This is a genomic window from Priestia sp. D51 (assembly GCF_053345675.1).
In genome coordinates this window covers 32,782-53,097 of record NZ_JBLTIR010000010.1, presented here as the reverse complement: position 1 = coordinate 53,097, position 20,316 = coordinate 32,782, and the positions used below count along the sequence as shown (strand labels likewise).

Here is a 20,316-nt window from a genome sequence, read left to right as displayed (position 1 = left end):
ACGAACAAACTTTATATTGAAGTTTGTTCGTTTTTTGATTAAGGACCGAATACTAACGTACCGATGACATGGTAGCCAATTGGTACAAGAAACAAGATGATATTTAAAATAATCGCCCATAGACAGAGCTTGTCTTTTTTTATAAAAAAACCAATAATTGCAGGAACAACCATGAGCGGAACTAAAAAGATAGGTGCGATAATAGGAAGACCTTGAAGCTTTTCAGCCGCAATAAGTCCTGTAAAAAAGTTAAGGATCAATAAAGTATTAATAATGACATATAAAAGTGAAATTCCTCCGAGAATTCCACCTATTATCCCGCTTTTAGTTGTTTTAACAGTAGTATCCATGCTTCTATCACCTCATTTCTAGAAATATAAGTAAACTATACTATAATGTGGTTTTTATTGTAAAGGTATGGAGAAAGCAGCTGATGAAAGCATATGACGAAAAAAACACTGTAGCGATTGCTACAGTGCTTGTTATAAACAGTGCATTTTTTCTTCTGCTTCTTTCCAAGGAACCGTATATCCCTGTCCTTTGGCGCAAAAGACAGAGGATGAGCTGTATTCCGGATCTGCCTCTTTATTGTAGCGGATTCGTTCAATAACTTCTTCTTCATTATGACAACGTTCATACCCTCCGAATAATAGAGACATCGCTCCTTTTCCGTGCGTAAAAGATGCTAGCGTCGAACCGTAGTTCATAAAAGTAGCAACAGGAACTTTCCCTGTAATAATCGCTTTGTTTTCGGTTGTTACAGGAGAATCAAAGCGGCCGTGTGCGCTTTGAACATCAGCTAATACCCTCCCCATTTGATCAATATCCACTTTAATTTTAAAGTCATAATACGGTTCTAGCACAATACTTTTGGCTTTTTCTAACCCTTGTCGTAATGCTCGGTACGTTGCTTCTCTAAAATCTCCACCGCTTGTATGCTTGTTATGAGCTCGTCCGGTACACAACGTCACTTTTAAATCAGTAATAGGCGACCCCGTTAGCAAACCGTGATGCGGCTTTTCAAATATATGCTGACGGACTAGATTTTGATACCCAGCGGATAAATCATCGGCATGACAAGCATTTTCAAAGGTAATTCCGCTGTTTTGTTTCGCTGCTTCTATTCTCAAGTGAACTTCTGCATAGTGTTTCAACGGTTCAAAATGCCCGTAGCCCATCACTGTATTTTCAATGGATTCTTTGTACAAAATTTCTGGTTCTTCAAACTGTACGTTTATATTAAAACGTTCTTTTATCAGTTTTTCGAGAACTTCAAGCTGAATGGCTCCCATCACATGAATATGAAGCTCTTGAGTCCTTTCTTCCCACGTCACATGTAAAGAAGGATCTTCGGCATCTAATAGTTGAAAAAGTTTAATTCCTTCTTTTGGATGAACAGAAGGCTCAAAAACAACTTTTGATTTTAACGTAGGCAAAAGTTCGTAGGAGCGGCTTTCTTTTAACGTTCCAAGACCGTCTCCAACGGATGCTGAAGTCAATCCTGTAACTGCAAAAAGTTCGCCGGCTGAACCTTCATTTACGTTTTTAAATGTGCTTCCGTTATAAGCACGAATTTGAGTGATTTTTTCTTCGTATAGCTCTCCGTTTTTTTCATAAGCCACTTCATCACGCACTTGCAGTGTCCCGCTTAGAGCTTTGATAAACGTGATGCGCATGCCGTTTTCATCGTGCCGAATTTTATATACACGCCCTGAAAATGCTTCTTCCTGCGAGTAGTGAGTTTCTGATAGCAAATCGAGCTTTTCTAAAAAACTTTCAATACCGATGTCTTGCAAAGCTGAGCCACAAGCACACGGGAAAATCTGATTGGCTTGAATAAGCTTTTGCATAGCCGCTTTCCAATAAGCTTGATCATTCTTGCCTTCCATAAATGCATCCAAAAGCTCTTCATCTTTTTCAGCTATAAATTCAATAAGTTCCTCACTTAACGAACCATCTATAAGATCTGATGTTATGTCAAAAACATCAGCGGTTAAGTTATGTTTAATATCGTTTATAACACGTTCAGGATCTGCTCCTACACGATCAATTTTATTGATGAAAAAGAATACGGGCACACGATGTTTTTGAAGCAGCTGCCAAACCGTTTCTGTATGGCCTTCAACTCCTTCTACTGCACTTAAGATAACAATCGCATAGTCCATCACTTGAATAGAACGTTCCATTTCAGGTGAAAAATCGACGTGGCCAGGCGTATCAATTAAGTAATAAGTAGAACCGTTATATGAAAAAGTTCCTTGGTCAGCAAATACCGTAATGCCCCGTTCTTTCTCAATCGTATGAGTATCAAGAAACGAGTCTTTGTGGTCAACTCTTCCTCGCTGTTTAATACTTTTTGTGTGGTAAAGAAGCTGCTCGGAAAACGTAGTCTTCCCTGCATCCACATGCGCTGCAATACCGATTGTTTTGTTGAATTGTTTCATTGTTAGATACCACCTTACTGCTGTATGTATAGCTGTTATTCTCTATTTTATAATAATCGTAAGAAAAAGTGGACGACAAAGGCCTAGAGCTGCTCACATCAAAAAAGAATGCGTGATTAAACATCGCATTCCTTTTTTGTACGGTGTTTGATATCTTTTTTGCCTTTTGCTATAAAAATAGCTGCTATAAGGCATCCAATTCCAGCTAAATGCATGATGTTATTACCTGTTGCGCCTAGACTGTTACTAGTCAAACCAACTAAAATACTACCAAGTATAATCAATAAAACAGCAAGCATGAACTTCATTTTTTCACTCTCCGTTATCGTTAGTAAGTTATTAAATATGATTTGCATATGAATCATATAAAACAGTAAGTAGTACTAGATATTCGATTGCGAATGTATTAATCAACGTCTAGTTAACCATAATATTATTATGAAAATAATAGTGTGGATTCAAACGCTCATGGTACCATATTCTAATCGATTTATATGTTATCATACATAAATTGTTAAAAATACATTTTTTCACCTTTCACTATCAAAAAAGCAGCCTCTTTACTAAGAGACTGCTTTTTTAATGACAACTGATAAATCCTGATTAAGAAGCTTTTTTTAATCGTTCTTTTTGTTTCTGTTGATAAGAAGAAAAATAAATAAGGCCTACAAATACAGCTCCACCTATCATATTTCCAATAAAGGTAGGGATAATATTTGTCATAAAATCAATCCATGTAAAGTGACCTGCAAAAATAGCGGCGGGAATAATAAACATATTGGCTACAACGTGCTGAAAGCCAATCGCAACAAATGCCATAATCGGAAACCAAATACCAAGAATTTTCCCCGTAACGTCGTCAGCGCCGTATGAAAGCCAAATAGCTAAACATACAAGCCAGTTGCAGCCCACGGCAGAAATAAGCGTTTTAAAAAATGAGTCGTCAATTTTAGCTTGAGCAATTGCTACCGTTTTATCTAAAAAAGGCCCCGTTTCTGTTAAACCGACAATATGTCCAAAGAAATACGCAATAAATACGGCTCCTAAAAAGTTTGCAAGCGTGACCCAAAACCAGTTATGAAGCAAGTGGCGAAGCGGAATTTTTTTTGCATACAGGGCAATGGAGACAGACATCATATTCCCCGTAATGAGCTCTGCTCCGCCAAGTACTACCAGCATAAGACCTACAGGAAAGACGGCCCCTCCTAAAAGATTTGATAAACTTCCCCATTCAGCTGGTAAATTACCAATGACGCGCACATCTAGTAAAAAACCAAGCGCAATAAATGCGCCTCCTAGAAACCCAAGCATAAGAATAGAAGAAAGGGATAACTTTGTCTTTGAAACCCCCGCTTCTAAAGCGATGTTTAACATTTTATCCGGCTTGTGAAATGCCATAAAACTCCTCCTTAATTAAAAAAGGCAGCACTCAAAAACACCTTTTACACAAGGTTTTTGAATGCTGCCTAATAATCCTGCACTTTCTTTACAGTATATCAGTCATCATTATTTATAATAAAACTAAATAAAAAACAAGCAGATCCTACTTCTCTTTCATTTAATTAAATTATGTATTTTGCGTTGTTCTTCTACTGAATATTGGTTTCGAACACAAATACGGAAACGGCGATATCTTCTTCCACTTTGATATCGGAAAATAAATAGTTAAGCTTAGCTCCTAACAAGTCTTCAAGTCCTTCTGGAGGAGATGAAGCATAAAGGTTTTGAATAAGCTTCGTTCTTGCCATATGTACCGTCTCTTTACCTTCGGTTGTTCTCGCGATAAATTGTTCAGCTGGCGTTAAGTTGCCGTACAAAGTTGAAATAGCCATGTTTTGAACGAATACAGTATGAATTCGTTCTGGACCTTTTCCAAAAAGTTTTTTGCGCAGCTTTCGGATAATATCATTAAAATCATGTATTTTTTTAGACACCGGTGTATGCCTCCGCTTATCTCGAGTATGTCTGTCCTGCTCATTCAAGTTTTCAACTAAGAATAAGTTACATTATACATGACGACGTTTACATTGTATACAATGTATCTGTTTTATCCCCGTTAATCCAAACAATCGCAAAATCATTACGAAATGATAAAAAAAATCCTTCACTTATTAAAGTGAAGGATTACCTTTATATCTCTACTTAAAGGTTACAAATGAATTCTCAGTTATTAAAGAAATAACTAAGAACTTTGACAAGATAGCATGTCAAAATAGTCAAGTGGTATGTTTGTACCAGTACTTAATGCTATCACGTTAAAGTCATGGAATCCACTTAGTTTACTTTCATAATACTTTATTTAATTTAAATATTCTTTTTTGATAGGTAGCCCTTAATCTTCATCACGATCTGCTCTAAATTCATCATCAGATAATGAATTTAGTTGATGGCTAAGCTTTTCGTAGTTATCTTGTTTTTGATTTTGTTGTACATCATTAGATATAGGAGGTTTACTAGAAACAGTAGATTTTTTTCTAGTCTCTTCGCTTCCGTTAACTCCAAACCCAACATTGTTATCTGTCATCGGATTCACCTCTTTAACTGTTATTATGGAGAATTGCTCTAAAAAAATAACAGGAAACAAAAGGGACTCCCACTTAGCTAATAGCGGTCCAAGCTTCCTTATTTAACCTAAACCGTATTTAAATAAGAAAATGACCCGCTTTAACTCCATAGACAATACCGATAAAAAAACTTGCTATACCTAGTGTTTGACTTTTACATAAATACTTTATAGTTAAGCCTGGAATCAGACCCCATATAATGATGAAAATAGCGAACGATACTATAATAGAAGACCATGCATCTTGCCCTGATATACTTATACCTTGCATAAACGTTTCTCCTTTCAGTACTTATATCGGGAGAACATAAATTTTTTATAGTATCTTACTGTACGAACTAAAAAATTCAGGTGACCTGTCCATATATGCTTTTACAGCGAATGGTGGCGTTCAAGCTCGATTGTTTTTGGTTTTTGCCATATTAATACCCCTGCCGCTACGTACATAAACGAAGTGATGTAAAAAAGGCTTCCGATTGTCAGAAAATCAATGATATACCCTGTTGCAATAACGGCCAAGGCTGCCCATATAGAGGTCCATAAATGATAGTGTCCTACTTGTTTTCCTGTGTGATCACGATCTGTCTGCCTAGATAACGCTATTTTTTCTGCTGTTTTTTGAAGAGCTCCAAGCAGACCCATTATAATTTGAATGATATACACCTGTGTGATCGTTGTTAAAACAGGAATCACAATCATAACAACGGCCATCCCAAACGTATATAAAAGAAGCAAGCGCTTTTCTCCTACTCTGTCACTCCATGAACCGATCAACGGATGACTCAAAGCTGCGGTTAAAGCAAAAATTCCGTAAGCTAAGCCAAATTGTGAATAGCTATCGCCAAGATTTCGAAGCAGTAAAAGGTAAAAAGGAAACACAATACTGCTTGCGGTAATCATCAGGCTTTGTGAATGTAAGAGTTGTTTGTACGTCATTTTCCATACTCCTTATAAAATAAATTAACGAACGTTTCGTTCCGGTCATATTTTCTTTTTAAATTAAAAAAGGCGGTTGTATGAGGGTAAGCCTCTTCTAATTGCTTCTTGCTTGGGTAGCCGTAGTAAGGCAAGTAATAGCTTCCCTGATGCTGCAGCGTCACATCCACCATTTTTCGGACAACTCTTTGTGTATCAGAGATGCCTTGATTGTCTCTTTTCTGGTTAATAAGTAAAACAAGAGCAAACATATCGTCTTTTGCATAAGACATGACGGCTTTATTATCCTTCTCTACATAGCGAACGGTAATGTTCAATAAATTTAATTCCTCAGTTGATAACACTTGACGTAAATCATCGATGTAAGAAGCAAATTCATCAACTGGAACAAAGTATTCTTGCAAAATTTCCGTCCGGCTAGCACTTTCGTATTCCATAAAATCACTTTCAGAACGCATAACATTATTTCTTGTTTCAAGCCGTCCATTTTGTTTTAAGAAATAAGCCTTTTGTGTTTCCCACAGCATATCTTTGCCCCAGTCGCTATACCGAGACAGCCCTAGCATAAATTTAGAAAGTGCCACTATTTTTTCTGTCTTGAGCGGTTCGTTTGCAGTAGAAGTATTTTGATAAGATAAACGGTAGTTTGTGACGTACATATCTGTTAGCAATTGATTAGGAGAAACAGAAATACGCGCCATATGCATACGAACGTCAGGGTTCTGCTGTACGTAGTTTTTAAAATACGCTGTATACTGTCTATAATCTAAGCGAATAATTTCATCTTCGTACCATTCATCGTCCGTCAAACGAAGCGTCACATCTAAAATGACCCCAAATAACCCGTAGCCTCCGTTTACTAAAGAAAACAGCTGGGGGTGTTTCGTCCGGCTAATTTCGATAATAGATCCGTCCGCCTGCAGGAGACGCATAGATTTGACCGTATCCATTAAAGAACCGTATCGAATATCTCTGCCGTGTACGTTCACGCTGATAGAACCTCCAACGGTAAAAATATTTTGTGATTGCATAACCTGAAGAGCAAGGCCGTCTTTATGTATATATTGCTGAATATCATTCCACGTTGTCCCGCTTTGAACCGTAATTTCTTTTTGACGGGGCTTGTAATCTATAATTTTATTGTACTGCTTCATATCAAGTAAAATAGCATTAGGATAGTACGTCTGCCCTCCTTGGCTGTGCTGCATCCCTGAAATCGCTATTTTTTCATGATGCTGTGAAGCAGTTTTCACCCAATTTTTCAGCTGTTTTTCAGTGGTTCCATGCTTTATTTCTTTGACTTTTGTAGGAAGAAGCTGTGCAACATCCTCCGTTACAGGACGGGTTTGCTGCTGTTTATAGATATGATATGAGGTATACGAACCTACTAGATAAAAAGATAAAAAAGATCCTAACAACAGGTTTTTCTTCATCACAAACTGTAAGCTCCTTTCTTTATTTCTGTGAAATTATACCATACAAAAAGTGAAATAACACTAATATAGTGTATTTTTACACTATATTATAACTTATTTTGAGAAAGTATATGAAAAAAGCTTGTAATTTAATGTATGTTAACCTTATTGAAACAAAAAAAGAAAAGACACTAGGTCTTTTCTTTTTTTGTTTTTTTATTTTTCAGCTTCGTATGCAACTAAAGCTACTCTTTTTCCCAACGTTTGTTGAAACTGCTCTTCTAGTTGTTTAAGCTTCGCATGCATATCATCGTTAATTGAAGCTGGCTCAAAGGTCATTTTTGTTTGCTCCATCGGATACTGTCACCTCTTTCATATGTGTATGTTCTACTTTTTCCAATATAAAAGAGGTCTATGACGATTTGACGAAAGTTTACAAATTAAATTTGCTAATGAGCGCTGTTAATTGTTCTGCCATTTGAGACAGAGATTGTGCGGAAACAGCAATTTCCTCCATTGAAGCCAGCTGCTCTTCAGTTGATGCAGCCACTTCTTCAGATGTAGCTGCATTTCCTTTAGCAAGGATTGCCATTTCACCTGCTGTACGAGCCACTTCTTCAACCGCTGCTGAAATTTGCTGAGCAGTCGCAGCCACTTCTTCTACTTGCGGAGTCGTTTCATTCATGCTGCTTAGAATTTGTTCGAATTTTTGAATAGCCGTTTGTGATATTGTTCGTCCTTCTTCAACTTTGTTTGTAACTTGCTCCATTGTATGTACAGATTCCTGAGTATCTTGTTGAATAGCTTGAATAAGCTCAGAAATTTGAGACGCGGACACTTGTGATTGTTCTGCCAGCTTTCTTACTTCTGCTGCTACAACGGAAAACCCTTTTCCATGTTCTCCAGCTCGTGCCGCTTCGATTGCAGCATTTAAGGCTAGTAAATTTGTTTGAGCAGCAATGCCACTGATTACTTCTAAAATAGTTCCAACTTCTTTTGAACGTTGAAACAAAGTGCGAATCGTTGCATTAGATAGCTCGACGGATTGAGAAATGGATTCCATTTGTTCGACCGTTTCTCTCACGGCTTTTCCGCCTTCTACAGCTTCAGACGTTGTGTGATTTGATAGCTGAGAAACAGTTTCTGTACGCTTGGCAATGGTAGAAACTCCTTGGACAATCTCATCTAAAGAAGCTGCATTTTGGTCAATAACAGCCGTTTGTTTTTCCGCACTAGAAGCCACTTCTTGTATCGCAACCGATACTTGTTCAGTCGCAGCGCTCGTTTGCTGTGAACTGGCCGTTAGCTCTTCTGAAGAAGCAGCCACTTGTTCTGCACTCATTTCAACATTTTGAATTAATGTACGAAGGTTGTTTTGCATCTGACTAAAAGCATACCCTAACTCACCGATTTCATCCTTTGAATTGACGGTAATCGCTGTTGTCAAATCTCCTTCACTAACGCTTAGAGCCTGATTCTTAAGCTGTTTGAGCGGTTTAATAATCGATTGTAACACCACAAAAATGGTAAGACTCCCGATTATCAGACAAACTACAATAATAAATAGTGTTTTGTAAAAGATAGGCTGTGCTGCTTCACTCACTTCTGATGAATACATAGTGCCTGCAACTTTCCAGTTCGTTGTTTTATTTGTCGTAAAGACCATCTTTTTTTCATCACCGTTAAAGGTATATTCAAAGAATCCGGAGCTCTTTGCATAAAGCTTGTCAAAAAGAGAATCTGTTGCTTTTGTACCTGCTTTTTCCGTAGGGTGAACAATATATTTTCTTTCTCCATCTAAAAGAAATGGATATCCTTTTTCTCCGATTTTCACTTTGCTGACAGCTTTATTGATGCGGCTTATATCTAAATTTAAAGCAATAACCCCTGTGCCATCAGCCGTTGTTTTTGCTACAGTAATAACGGTTTGACCTGTAGAGGCTGAGGGATAAGGTTCAGTGACAACTGTTTTCCCTTTGTTTTGCATGGCTAGCTTGTACCAATCTCGTTTTCTGGGATCATAGCCTGCTTGTGTCACTTTTTTAGGCGCTTGAATAAACTTCCCCTGCTGATTTCCTGTAAAAATGCTGACGGCTTCTGGATGAAGCGAAGCATATAAGTTAAAATCTTTGCTTAAAGTAGCCATATCTTTTTCATTGTAGCGCTCGTTGTTTACCACTGATGCAAAAAACTCTACATCATGAATTTTTGGTCCAATGGTATCGTCAATCACCGAATTAATGGACTGTACATTTTGCTGTGCTGTGTTAATAATTTGGTTTTCAATTTCATGTTTCGCTGTTATGTAAGCTGATACACCTATCGTAACAGATGGCACTAATAAGATCGCTGCAAATGCTAGCACCAGCTTTGTCTTAAAGTTATTAAGGGACCTTTTTTTTCTTACTCTCTCCATGCTATGTAGCCTCTCTCTCTGTAGTTAAAAGTGATTGTGCACTTCCTTTCTATCGGCAAGACTTCATATTCCTTTAGTCATCGAGTGTATACATAATTAACAATGGGAGTGAAAAGATAAGAGTACGATAAAAAAAGTAGGTGATTTTAATGGAAGAAAGTAAAAACAGCAAGTCTTTTTCAATGTTTGAAACAGAAAAGGTTCAGCGCGGAGAAGAAAAAGATATTTTTAATATCTATAAAGAAGGAGTAAAAATTGCGGAAGTAAGAGGAACGGATCCTCAAACTCAGCAGGTTATTCCGATGCATGACTTGAACGACTATGAAGAAAATAAGCTTCACGAATATATCGCTCATTTAGACCACACAACGTAAACGTAAAAGTGCTAAAACAAGAGTCCCCTCTTGTTTTAGTCTTTAGAATCATAAAAAACATGTTCAAAGTGCAGCGTGTCTTTTTGTATATACAGCAGTCCAAACGAAAATTGCTTTTGACGCCGCTTGTCAGTAGCGGAACCTGGATTAAACAATGTAATATCACCAATTTGTTTATGAACAGGAATATGAGAATGACCAAAAATTACTGCATCGACTTGTTGATGTTCAAATGCTAAAAGTGCACGTTTTTCAGTCGTTTTTCCTTTGCCATGACCGTGGACTACGCCAATCGTAACATCATCAAACGGAAGAAGTAATGAAGTTGGAAGTACTTGCTGAAGCTCTTCACTGTCCACATTTCCAATCACGCCATGTACAGGAGCAAAAACGCGCAGTTCATTGTAGACATCTATCGTTTGAAAATCTCCGGTATGAATAATCGCATCAGCTGTTTTCAGTTCGGCTAGGAGTCTTTTTGGAAAATGTTTCGCTCTTTTGGGAATATGAGTGTCACCTAAAATAACGATCTTCATTTATGATACGCTCCTTTTTCATTCAATATGGTGTAGTGTAGCGTAGCGTATTATGTTGTAATGAAGCAACTCTATACGGAGCGTCAGGCAAAAAATTTCTCTTTTTCGTTTAAGTTTGCGAAAATACTTTACATACTAAGTTACAGAATGGAGTTTTCAAAATGGAAGTAAAAATTAATCGAAACGCAGCAAAAGTGTTAAAAAATGCCTTGGCTAGCCCAGAAGGTCAAGGAAAAATGATCCGTGTATATGTAACTATCGACCACGGTGATCATGCGCATTATGATTGGAAATTCGATACGCCGACTGAACATGATGAAATCGTAAAAACAGATAAAGATATCGATATCGTTTTAGATAAACGCGAGAAATTTTTAGAAGGCGTATGGATTCAATATTTCCACGTTCCAGAGCCTGAATTTGTGATTAGCAGCCTTCACCACGCGCATCACCATTATTAATACAAAAAACACACCTTGTTTTATAGGTGTGTTTTTTCGTTTGTGCAACAGGCAAAAATTTTATTGATGAAAGAAGAGATAAAATTTTGTTGAAGCAATAAAAATGAGCTATAGTGGAATTACGGATGAAAGAAAAGAGGTTAGCGTATGAAAGTAAGTGTGTTAGTAAGGTCTATTTTAGTTGTTATTTTATATAATTTATTCGTTCTGTACATCGGATGGAACGCTTGGGTGTGGCTTCACACAATGTTTGAAGTGGAAAACAAATGGATTCTTACGGTGATCGTTGTGTTTTTTGCTTATTCCTTTATCATCAGTCGCGCGTTTCAACAAGTGAGCATGTTTAAAATTGTAGGATCGTATTGGTTAGGATTTATTCAATATTCAGTTCTTTTGCTTCCTATAAGTAATCTAGCCGTATATATTCTCACTTTTCTAGGCGCTTCGCTTTCTACAGCTATCGATTCAATCGGACTTTTCATGATTGCTGCTTTTTTATTCATTTTTGCTTACGGTACGTATAATGCTTACAGTCCTGTAGTAAGAAAATATACAATTTCGCTTCCTAAAAAGACGAATCGGAAAAACCTTCGCATTGCCGTAGCATCTGATATGCACTTTGGCACATTGTCCGGCAAAAAACATTTACAGCGGCTAATCACTCATGTACAAAAGATACAGCCAGATCTTATTTTACTTCCTGGAGATATTATTGACGATGATCCCCACGTATTCTTTAAAAAAGAAATGGATTATATGATGAAGCAGCTCAAAGCGCCTTTAGGCACATATGGAATTTTGGGAAACCATGAGTATTACGGCGGGAAGATCCCTCAGTTTGTGGAAAGAATGAAAGAAATGAACATTCCTATTTTAATGGATGAAGTGTTAAACATAGGCGATAGCTTGTACTTAATTGGAAGAAAAGATAAGACGGATAAAAATCGAGACAGCTTTTTCGATTTAGCGAGTGAAACGGATCGTTCTCTTCCAGTCATTGCGATGGATCATCAGCCGCTTTCTTTAAAAGAAGCGGAACAAGCAGGCGTAGATTTACTTTTATGCGGTCATACTCACAGAGGACAAATGGCCCCTAATCATTTGATCACAAAGCGGTTATTTGAAATTGATTGGGGCTACAAACAAACTAATCAGCTGCATACCATTGTCTCTTCAGGATTTGGCTTTTGGGGTCCTCCTCTTCGAATCGGAAGCCGGTCAGAAATTATTCAAATTGATATTTCATTTACAAAATAGAGAAAGCCCTAAGGCTTTCTCTATTTTAATGTACGCAGCAACTTCGGAAGTTCTGCGTAAATAGCCACTACTTCATCTATTTTCATCCGAACGAGCCCGCTTGAAGACGGGGCAACAAAATCCATTATTCCTGATACCATCGATTCTTCTTGTTTGCCCCACCTCACTTGCTTGCGTCCGCTGTACTGCTGATAGACACCTTTTCCAACAAAACAAACGATTTTAGGCGTGTATGTAGCGATTTTTTTCTTTAGGATTTCTCTGCCTTCTGCATATTCTTCTTTTGTAATCTCATCAGCTGCCTTTGTAGGACGCTCCACAATATTTGTTAAACCGTATCCTAGCTGTAACAGCGAGTGATCTTCCTCGAGATGGTATTTACGATCTGTTAAACCTGCTTTATGAAGAATCGTCCAGAAACGATTGGTTGGATTAGCAAAATGATGACCCGTTTCACCGGAACGGATGCTTGGGTTAAAACCGACAAATAAAATATCTAAGTTGGGCTGTATATGATCAAAAATAGAGTTCATAGTCATACGCTCCTTACAATGTAAAAAGAAAACATCCAAATTGGATGTTTTCTTTTTACTATACCCTATTAAATACGAACTACGCGTCCGTTGAATTTTTGTTTCCAGTAGCCGCTGCTCATGTTTGCAATTGCAACACCTGTTGAGCTTTGAGCACCGATGAACTTGCCGCCGCCTACATAAATACCAACGTGTCCGTCTTTTTTATATGTATCGAAGAAAACAAGATCTCCAGGCTGCATTTGACTAGAAGACACTTGCGTTCCAGCATGCTTTAACGTTTCTGTACTTACAGATCCAAGAGGCCCAAGGTTAACACCAACTTGAGAATATGCCCAGTGTACAAATGACGAGCAGTCAAATAAACCGTGGTTAATATCAGACTGGCTGCGTCCTCCGCCAAATACGTAAGCAGAGTTTCCAATCCAGCGGTTTCCTACCGTTACAACATTGCTAGCTTTTGGAGCCGGAGCGCTTGTAGGTGCAACATCATTGCTGCTTGCTTTTGGTGCTGCTTTAGGAGAAGGCGAATCAGCTTTTTCAGCTGGTGCCGCCGCTGCTTTTTGAGCTTGTTCGGCTGCTTTCTTAGCTGCCTCTTTAGCTGCTTGTTCAGCTGCTTTTCTTGCTGCTTCTTCCGCCGCTTTTTGATCTTTAATATTTTGTTCAAGCGTAGACTGTTCATTTGCAAGAGAGCTGTCTTTTGATTGTAGAGAAGCTTTTAGTTCTTCATTTTTTGCTTCTTTATCTTTTAGTTCTTTTGCCAACGCATCTTTTTGTTTCTTTTGAGCTGCTAGCTGGACAGTCATTTCATCCAGTTCTGCCTTCATATCTTCTAAGCTAGCAAGCTTAGATTTAACATCTGCTTGTTTTGTTTTTAGTTCGTCTTGCATATTTTTAGTTTCTTTTAAAATACCGCGGTCTGCATCTACAATCGTCGAAACAGCTAGCGCGCGGTCTACAAAATCACCAAAACTTGAAGAACCGAGTAAAACTTGTAAATACTCTACGTTACCGCCGCTTTCTTGCATGGAACGTGCACGATCTTTTAAAATATCATTTCGCTTTTCAAGTTTTTCTTGAAGCAGCTTAATTTCTTTTTCAAGCTGATCTACTTGTTTAGACGTTTCTTTAATATCCGCTTCTGTTTTTTGGGCTTTTTTATTATTTTCTTCTTCTGCTAATGTTAATCGCTCAAGCTGTGCTTTCATTTGATCTTGTTCTGCTTGAAGGCGTGTTAATTCATCAGAAGCTGCTTTGATGTTAGATTGCACATCTTGGCGTTGATTTTGAATTTGAGATTTTTGTGATTCCATATCCTGAATGGTAGAGGCATACGCTGGGGTTGATAAAACTCCTCCTAGGCCTAATAAAACCGTTGTGTTAAGTAAAAGCATTTTCTTTTTCAATATGAATTCCTCCGCTTTCTCGCCCTGTTAAACTAGTAATTTCTAATTATGTATCAATATGTATAAAAGTCTGACAATTTATGTAAAGTTCACTGTATTTGTCGATAAATAGCTAAATATGCTAATGAAAATCTACGAAAATTATACCACGATAAACGTTCAAAAAAAGAATAACAATATTACAATTGTATTTCAGTAATGTAACATTTAACGCTTGTGTATACATTCACTTCTTGCCTGCAAAAATATACCTTTATTTCCCCATGCCAGTGAAAGATCTATCAAGCTTCAAACAGCAGTGCTTTTAGCGTTATAAAGTAGATAATTATTATTGTTTAAGCTGTTTAGATTTATGATATTTCTAAAAGAAACGTAACAACTCTTTAACATATTCGTCTATTTTTACCCTTTATCTACCATTTTTACAATATTTGAAAATGATTTTCTGGAATAACAATGAATTTATTTCTATTCGATGTTTGAAGAAGTTCAAAAAGAGGACAATAGGCAATTTTCAAACAATATTCGACAACGCTTGGATGAAGCCATACAAAAAACCTTCTCGCCATGAGGCGAGAAGGTTTTTTTAATCACGCTGCTGATAATAGTGTTCTAAAGCTACAATTGCGCTTCCCATTCTTTCTTGGTCAGGAATAACAATACGATCTACTCCTTCTTCTTTTAAAGCAGCAGCGGTTACTTTCCCAACGGCCACAGCTACTACAGAGCTTTCAAAGAGTTCTCGAATGTGATCAGCTTGTCCGTGTTCTCTTGCAAACGAAAATAAAAAGCGGGCTTGGGGAGCGCTTGTGAAATTAACAGCATCGACTTTCCCGCTTGTTAATTCGTTTATAAGCTGTTCCATGACTTCTGCTTTTGGAGGAATATGCTGATACGGTAAAATCTCTTTAAATTGGGCTTTTTGATTCGAAAGAAAATCAATCAATTTTGGTGCAGGATCTCCGTGAAGCTGAAGCGCTACATGCTTTCCTTCAAAAGAAAACGAATGAAGCGCTCTGACTAGGCCCGCTGTACTTCCATCATCATCTCGAACGGTTGGAGTAACACCGAGCTTTTTTAACATATTTACGGTTTTATACCCGCGTGCAGCAATATTAGCTGCTTGTAAAGAAGAAAGGAATTCATCAGCTAGTCCTAGCTTATCTGCTGTTTTATATAAAATTTCCGTCCCGACGCCTGTCGTAAAAATAAACCAATCATAATTTCCTTTTACCAGTTCTTTAATATCTGCTTCTAAGTGTGTGTCATCTAAAAAGATGGTTCCTTGAGCAGGCCGTACAAGCGGGGTCCCGCCAAGGTTTTCAACAATTTTGCTGATTTCTTCTACTTTACGCTGACCTACGAGTGCGACTGTTTTTCCTTCTAATCGTTTCAATGGTCTACCTCCATTTTTCTATGTATGCTACTTTAATGATCCTTGATAACCGAGTTTTTCAGAAATCACGCTCGCCGCTTCTGTTACTTTTTGAATAATGAACGGCAGTCTGTCTCCTTGAAATCTCGCTTCAATTCCCGCTACGCTAATGCCTGCAACCACTTCATTTTGATGATTTACAATCGGCGCGCTCACTGATGTTGTATAGTTTTCTAATTCAGAGGTGCTAATGGTATACCCTTTTTCTTTTGCTTCTTTTAATACATTTCTTAACTTCTCTTTATCTGTAATGGTTCCAATACCTATTGGAGCTAGCTCCGTTTGACTAATATATGCCTCTTGTTCTTTTTCGGGTAAATGCGCCAAAATAATGCGTGAACAAGCTCCTGCATAAAGAGGCGAACGCCTTCCAATTGATGTATAGAGACGCACTGGGTGAAGCGTATCTACTTTTTCAATATACATAGCTTCATTCCCATCTCGTACAATTAAATTAACCGCTTCTTCTACTTGGTCTCGGAGCGTTTCCATTACAGGCTTTGCGATATGTCTAATATCTAAGCGATTAGCCACTAGCTGACCAAATTGCAAGAATAAAAGTCCTAGCGAATAGTATCCTTGCGCGTCTTTTGTTAAAAATCCCATCTCTTCAAGCGAACCAACCATCCGATGTAAAGAAGTTTTCGGAACGCCTGAATATTCCATCATTTCTGTGAAGGTCAGCTTAGGGTGGTTGATAAAAAGCGTGAGAATCTGCATGGATTTAACGACTGTTTTATTATTAGCTTGCATAAAACCTTCTCCCTTATTTGTGCGAATACATGTATTTGATAGACGTATAGCTTACTAGCTAATCACAATATGTTCTTTTTATTATACATGAAGAAAAAAAGGAAAGCACTCCCTTATAAGAGCACTTTCCTTTCTTACACCGTTTCTAGTTCTTTAATTGAAATAGGGTTACTTTCTAGAAATTTGGTTGTAAAATCCCCTTCTTTAAAAGAAGGATGATTCAGTAATTCTAAATGAAAAGGAATGGTTGTGTGAATACCTATAATGATAAATTCTTCTAGCGCACGTTTCATTCGTTGAATCGCTTCATTTCGGTCTTTCCCTGTTACAATTAATTTCGCCACCATTGAATCATAAAATGGAGAAATTTCATAGCCTGGGTAAACCGCGCTGTCTACACGAACGCCGTAGCCGCCAGGAGGTAAATACATCTCGACTTTTCCAGGAGAAGGCATAAAGTTTTTAGCCGGATTTTCTGCGTTGATTCGACATTCAATTGCCCATCCCTTTAACTGAACATCCCGCTGAGCAAATGATAGCGGGTAGCCTGCTGCTACTGAAATTTGTTCTTTAATTAAGTCGATGTTTGTTACAAGTTCTGTAACAGGGTGTTCAACTTGAATCCGTGTGTTCATTTCCATAAAGTAAAAATGTCCGTGTTTATCTAACAGAAACTCCACCGTTCCCACACCTGTATAATCGACTGCTTTAGCTGCCGAGACTGCCGCCTTGCCCATTTTCGCACGAAGATTTTCATCTACTGCAGGAGACGGAGCTTCTTCTACTAATTTTTGATGACGTCGCTGAATCGAACAATCTCGCTCACCTAAATGAACTACATTACCTTCTTCATCAGCAATAATTTGAATTTCGATATGTTTCGGTTCTTCTAAATATTTTTCAAGGTATACTCCGCCGTTTCCAAAAGCTGTTTCTGCTTCGTGCTGAGCTTGACGAATCGCTTTTTCTAGCTCCTCTTCGCTATGAGCTAGCCGCATTCCTTTTCCGCCGCCGCCCGCTGTAGCTTTTACAATGATTGGATAGCCTATTTCTCTTGCTACTGGAATAGCGGTGCTGCTATCTTCAATCAGTCCTTCCGTGCCGGGTACAATAGGCACACCGGCTTGTTTCATTGTTTCTCTTGCTACAGCTTTTGCTCCCATTTTACGGATGGCTTCCGCTTTTGGACCAATAAAGGTAATATCATAGGATTCACACATCTCAGCAAAATCAGCATTTTCAGCTAAAAATCCGTAGCCGGGATGAACAGCGTCTGCCTTGGTTACTTGTGCTACGGCAAGCAAATTCCGAATATTTAAGTAGCTTTCTTTAGAAGTCGTTTTACCAATACAAAATGACTCCTCTGCTAGCTTTACGTGAAGTGCATCTTTGTCTGCTTCTGAATACACGGCCACGGTTACAATTCCCATCTCTTTACAAGCTCGAATGATACGAACTGCAATCTCACCGCGGTTTGCGATTAACACTTTTTTGAACATAGTGGCTCCTCCTGACAATATGTATACTTTAATACGTATACTTTAATATGATTTTACGGTAAATAGAGGCTGTCCAAACTCAACAACATCTCCGTCTTTCACAAGAATTTCAAGCACTTCTCCGTCCATTCCTGCATCTACTTCGTTAAACAGCTTCATCGCTTCAATTACACATACAACATCTTTACGTTCAATAGTTTGTCCTACTTGAACAAACGGATCAGCGTCTGCTTCTGGCTTGGCGTAAAAGGTTCCAACCATTGGTGATAAGATTTGTTTTTCATTATTCTCTGCTGCGTTTACAGACATAGAATCTTGAGGCGTTTGCTCAGCAGCAGCGGCTTTTACTTCCTCTGTTTTTACTTCTGTAACAGCTGTGTCTTCTAAAGGAATTCCCGCTTTATCAATGACAACTTTTGTTCCTTCATGTTCAATATGGAGCTTTTGAATACCAGATTCATTCATTAATGAAACAACTTCTTGCAATTCACGTACGTTTATCATTTCTTGTCACTCCCGTTTTATGTTATTTAGTTGACGCAAGGTTAATAGCAATCTTCAATTCTTGAAGCAGCTGTTCTTTTTCTAAATAGATTTTTTCTGCTTCATGAAGCGAAATGTGAGAAAAATAGATGGCTTCTCCGGGCTTTACTTGAGCTAAAAGCGGTAAATCCGCTGTGATGACTTGAGCGATTTTAGGATATCCTCCTGTAGTTTGGCGGTCTGCTAACAGGATAATGGGATTTCCATCTGGCGGGACTTGAACAGAACCTTGTGAGACGGCTTCAGACAATAGCTCTTTTTTTTCTTGAAGCTGAAGAGAAGGTCCATCCATTCGATAACCCATTCGATCTGATTGATTTGATACTTTAAAGGGGTCTTGAGTAAAATGACTTTGGCTTTCAGCTGTAAATAAATCAAATTGACCCCCATTTATAACACGGACACTTGGTTTCTTTGTAAAATGGACAAATTCTTTATAATTTACGGACCATGAAGAAGTATATACTCCGTTTATCAGTTCATTGGAAAGAAAAGCAGGCTTTGAAGCAGCAGGAACAGATACAGGTAAAATGTCGTCTGTTTGTAATGCTCTTCCTTTATAGCCACCAATTTCGCCCCTCAAATACGTGCTTTTACTATTTAACACTTCATTAATAGAAAATCCTCCAGCTACAGATAGATAAGAACGACAACCAGTTCTACAAGGCCCAAATGATAAAGTGCCTCCTTTTGGAATAAATAAAGGTTTCCACATCGGGACTGGCTTTCCGTTGACCGAAGGAGTTAAATCTCCACCTGTGATCGCTACTAAACAATCACTTTCTATTTCAAGGGTAGGCCCCATTAGCGTAACTTCAAGTCCCGCTTCTTTTTCATTGTTACCAACTAGTAAATTAGCAATTCGGAGAGAATAAGAATCCATTGCACCGCTTACAATTACACCGTGCTGCTGAAATCCTTTTCTTCCTAAATCTTGAATGCTTGTCAATAACCCGGCTTTACTAACTCTTATACTCATTTTTCCCCCTCCTTTGCCTGTAGTTCTTGATACTCTTCTTTAGAGATAGGCTCAAATTTCACAATATCTCCAGCCTGCAGCAAACTTGGAGGATTTTGCTCCGGCAAAAACAGTTTAATCGGCGTTTGACCAATTAGCTGCCATCCTCCGGGAGTGGAAATAGGATACACTCCTGTTTGCATTCCTGCAATACCAACCGAACCTGCAGGAATAGAGGTGCGAGGAGACGAGCGGCGAGGCGTAGCAATTTTTTCAGATAGTCCTCCGAGAAACGGAAATCCAGGAGCAAATCCAATCATGTACGCTAAGTATTCGCCTTCAGAATGAATACTTGTTACCTCTTCAGGTGTTAAGTTATGGTGACGAGCGACATATTCAAGATCAGGTCCATACTCTCCTCCGTAGCAAACTGGAATGGAAACCGTACGATGGTCTAACTCTTTTTCTGTCTGTTCGTTCTCTAATTTACTTTGAAGGATAGAAGACACTACTTTAAAAGGAGACACAAATTCTTTTTTCTCCTTCTTTTTCACGGCTGCTACCACTTCAAGAGGGTTATAAAAGATCGTAAGGTTCGTAAATGCCGGCACGCATTCAATAAACCCAGGAAAAGGATTTAATTCTATTGAATCTTTACACGTTTTGATTTGTTTATGAATATCGTACTGAATACTATCTCCAAACGTTATAACAAGCGCTGAGTCGCCAAGCGGAGAAATAACAGCCGACGCTTTTGTTACGGTTTGATTCATATCTACACCTCTTT

Annotated in this window: 23 protein-coding genes; 3 read left to right on the top strand and 20 right to left on the bottom strand. The window is 38.2% G+C overall.

What is annotated here, in order from left to right; all coding sequences use genetic code 11:
* Positions 1 to 38: 38 nt before the first annotated feature.
* From ACNHOZ_RS25200 to ACNHOZ_RS25150, 11 genes are all read right to left on the bottom strand, one after another.
* Positions 39 to 350: a hypothetical protein gene (locus ACNHOZ_RS25200; RefSeq protein ID WP_048020795.1), complete on the bottom strand. Its 312-nt coding sequence runs from the start codon at positions 348 to 350 to the stop codon at positions 39 to 41.
* A 132-nt stretch (positions 351 to 482) separates the two neighbouring features.
* Positions 483 to 2,444: a GTP-binding protein gene (locus tag ACNHOZ_RS25195; RefSeq protein ID WP_255901015.1), complete on the bottom strand. Its 1,962-nt coding sequence runs from the start codon at positions 2,442 to 2,444 to the stop codon at positions 483 to 485.
* A gap of 116 nt (positions 2,445 to 2,560) precedes the next feature.
* Positions 2,561 to 2,752 carry a hypothetical protein gene (locus tag ACNHOZ_RS25190; protein WP_165636089.1) on the bottom strand — a complete coding sequence of 64 codons (192 nt, stop codon included), beginning with the start codon at positions 2,750 to 2,752 and terminating at the stop codon, positions 2,561 to 2,563.
* 295 nt (positions 2,753 to 3,047) lie between these two features.
* Complete coding sequence (locus tag ACNHOZ_RS25185; protein ID WP_255901020.1) at positions 3,048 to 3,842, bottom strand: formate/nitrite transporter family protein; 795 nt, start codon at positions 3,840 to 3,842, stop codon at positions 3,048 to 3,050.
* Positions 3,843 to 4,033: 191 nt separating this feature from the next.
* Entirely contained in the window at positions 4,034 to 4,378 is a 345-nt protein-coding gene (locus ACNHOZ_RS25180) for a DUF2294 domain-containing protein (protein WP_048020788.1), read from the bottom strand.
* A 398-nt stretch (positions 4,379 to 4,776) separates the two neighbouring features.
* A complete protein-coding gene (locus ACNHOZ_RS25175; protein WP_048020785.1) occupies positions 4,777 to 4,968 on the bottom strand; it encodes a hypothetical protein in 192 nt (63 codons plus the stop codon).
* A gap of 118 nt (positions 4,969 to 5,086) precedes the next feature.
* Positions 5,087 to 5,278 carry a hypothetical protein gene (locus ACNHOZ_RS25170; protein WP_033579061.1) on the bottom strand — a complete coding sequence of 64 codons (192 nt, stop codon included), beginning with the start codon at positions 5,276 to 5,278 and terminating at the stop codon, positions 5,087 to 5,089.
* 101 nt (positions 5,279 to 5,379) lie between these two features.
* Positions 5,380 to 5,943, bottom strand: coding sequence for an MFS transporter (locus tag ACNHOZ_RS25165; RefSeq protein WP_048020783.1), 564 nt, complete (start codon positions 5,941 to 5,943; stop codon positions 5,380 to 5,382).
* On the bottom strand, positions 5,940 to 7,376 hold the full coding sequence (locus ACNHOZ_RS25160; protein ID WP_255906635.1) for an FAD-binding oxidoreductase: 1,437 nt from the start codon (positions 7,374 to 7,376) through the stop codon (positions 5,940 to 5,942). Before ACNHOZ_RS25160 ends, ACNHOZ_RS25165 begins: the two co-directional genes overlap by 4 nt.
* 198 nt (positions 7,377 to 7,574) lie before the next feature.
* Positions 7,575 to 7,712: a hypothetical protein gene (locus ACNHOZ_RS25155; protein WP_014459963.1), complete on the bottom strand. Its 138-nt coding sequence runs from the start codon at positions 7,710 to 7,712 to the stop codon at positions 7,575 to 7,577.
* 79 nt (positions 7,713 to 7,791) lie between these two features.
* Positions 7,792 to 9,774, bottom strand: coding sequence for a methyl-accepting chemotaxis protein (locus ACNHOZ_RS25150; protein WP_255901025.1), 1,983 nt, complete (start codon positions 9,772 to 9,774; stop codon positions 7,792 to 7,794).
* A gap of 149 nt (positions 9,775 to 9,923) precedes the next feature.
* On the opposite strand from ACNHOZ_RS25150, the gene ACNHOZ_RS25145 reads away from it, so the two are divergent.
* Entirely contained in the window at positions 9,924 to 10,148 is a 225-nt protein-coding gene (locus tag ACNHOZ_RS25145; protein WP_014459961.1) for a hypothetical protein, read from the top strand.
* Between the two features lie 35 nt (positions 10,149 to 10,183).
* Here the strand turns inward: ACNHOZ_RS25145 and ACNHOZ_RS25140 are convergent, their stop codons facing one another.
* On the bottom strand, positions 10,184 to 10,684 hold the full coding sequence (locus ACNHOZ_RS25140) for a metallophosphoesterase family protein (protein WP_033579065.1): 501 nt from the start codon (positions 10,682 to 10,684) through the stop codon (positions 10,184 to 10,186).
* A 161-nt stretch (positions 10,685 to 10,845) separates the two neighbouring features.
* Here ACNHOZ_RS25140 and ACNHOZ_RS25135 point away from each other — a divergent pair, with 161 nt between their 5' ends.
* The gene (locus ACNHOZ_RS25135; protein WP_255901028.1) at positions 10,846 to 11,145 is read left to right on the top strand and encodes an iron-sulfur cluster assembly accessory protein; all 300 of its coding nucleotides are present in this window, start codon (positions 10,846 to 10,848) and stop codon (positions 11,143 to 11,145) included.
* A 147-nt stretch (positions 11,146 to 11,292) separates the two neighbouring features.
* Complete coding sequence (locus ACNHOZ_RS25130) at positions 11,293 to 12,402, top strand: metallophosphoesterase (RefSeq protein ID WP_033579066.1); 1,110 nt, start codon at positions 11,293 to 11,295, stop codon at positions 12,400 to 12,402.
* Between the two features lie 20 nt (positions 12,403 to 12,422).
* Here ACNHOZ_RS25130 and mug read toward each other — a convergent pair whose 3' ends face one another.
* From mug to pxpB, 8 genes are all read right to left on the bottom strand, one after another.
* The gene (mug, locus tag ACNHOZ_RS25125; protein WP_255901031.1) at positions 12,423 to 12,935 is read right to left on the bottom strand and encodes a G/U mismatch-specific DNA glycosylase; all 513 of its coding nucleotides are present in this window, start codon (positions 12,933 to 12,935) and stop codon (positions 12,423 to 12,425) included.
* 68 nt (positions 12,936 to 13,003) lie between these two features.
* Positions 13,004 to 14,341 (bottom strand): coiled-coil domain-containing protein, encoded by a 1,338-nt coding sequence (locus ACNHOZ_RS25120; protein WP_168760806.1) that lies wholly within the window; start codon positions 14,339 to 14,341, stop codon positions 13,004 to 13,006.
* A gap of 586 nt (positions 14,342 to 14,927) precedes the next feature.
* Positions 14,928 to 15,737: a uroporphyrinogen-III synthase gene (locus ACNHOZ_RS25115; RefSeq protein ID WP_033579069.1), complete on the bottom strand. Its 810-nt coding sequence runs from the start codon at positions 15,735 to 15,737 to the stop codon at positions 14,928 to 14,930.
* Between the two features lie 27 nt (positions 15,738 to 15,764).
* Positions 15,765 to 16,529 carry an IclR family transcriptional regulator gene (locus ACNHOZ_RS25110; protein ID WP_048020769.1) on the bottom strand — a complete coding sequence of 255 codons (765 nt, stop codon included), beginning with the start codon at positions 16,527 to 16,529 and terminating at the stop codon, positions 15,765 to 15,767.
* A gap of 134 nt (positions 16,530 to 16,663) precedes the next feature.
* Positions 16,664 to 18,028 (bottom strand): acetyl-CoA carboxylase biotin carboxylase subunit, encoded by a 1,365-nt coding sequence (accC, locus tag ACNHOZ_RS25105; RefSeq protein WP_255901036.1) that lies wholly within the window; start codon positions 18,026 to 18,028, stop codon positions 16,664 to 16,666.
* 42 nt (positions 18,029 to 18,070) lie between these two features.
* Positions 18,071 to 18,532 (bottom strand): acetyl-CoA carboxylase biotin carboxyl carrier protein, encoded by a 462-nt coding sequence (gene accB / locus ACNHOZ_RS25100; protein ID WP_033579072.1) that lies wholly within the window; start codon positions 18,530 to 18,532, stop codon positions 18,071 to 18,073.
* A gap of 22 nt (positions 18,533 to 18,554) precedes the next feature.
* Complete coding sequence (locus ACNHOZ_RS25095; RefSeq protein ID WP_338705475.1) at positions 18,555 to 19,550, bottom strand: 5-oxoprolinase subunit C family protein; 996 nt, start codon at positions 19,548 to 19,550, stop codon at positions 18,555 to 18,557.
* Positions 19,547 to 20,302 carry a 5-oxoprolinase subunit PxpB gene (gene pxpB / locus ACNHOZ_RS25090; RefSeq protein WP_255901041.1) on the bottom strand — a complete coding sequence of 252 codons (756 nt, stop codon included), beginning with the start codon at positions 20,300 to 20,302 and terminating at the stop codon, positions 19,547 to 19,549. The genes ACNHOZ_RS25095 and pxpB overlap by 4 nt, the downstream gene beginning before the upstream one ends.
* Positions 20,303 to 20,316 lie beyond the last annotated feature (14 nt).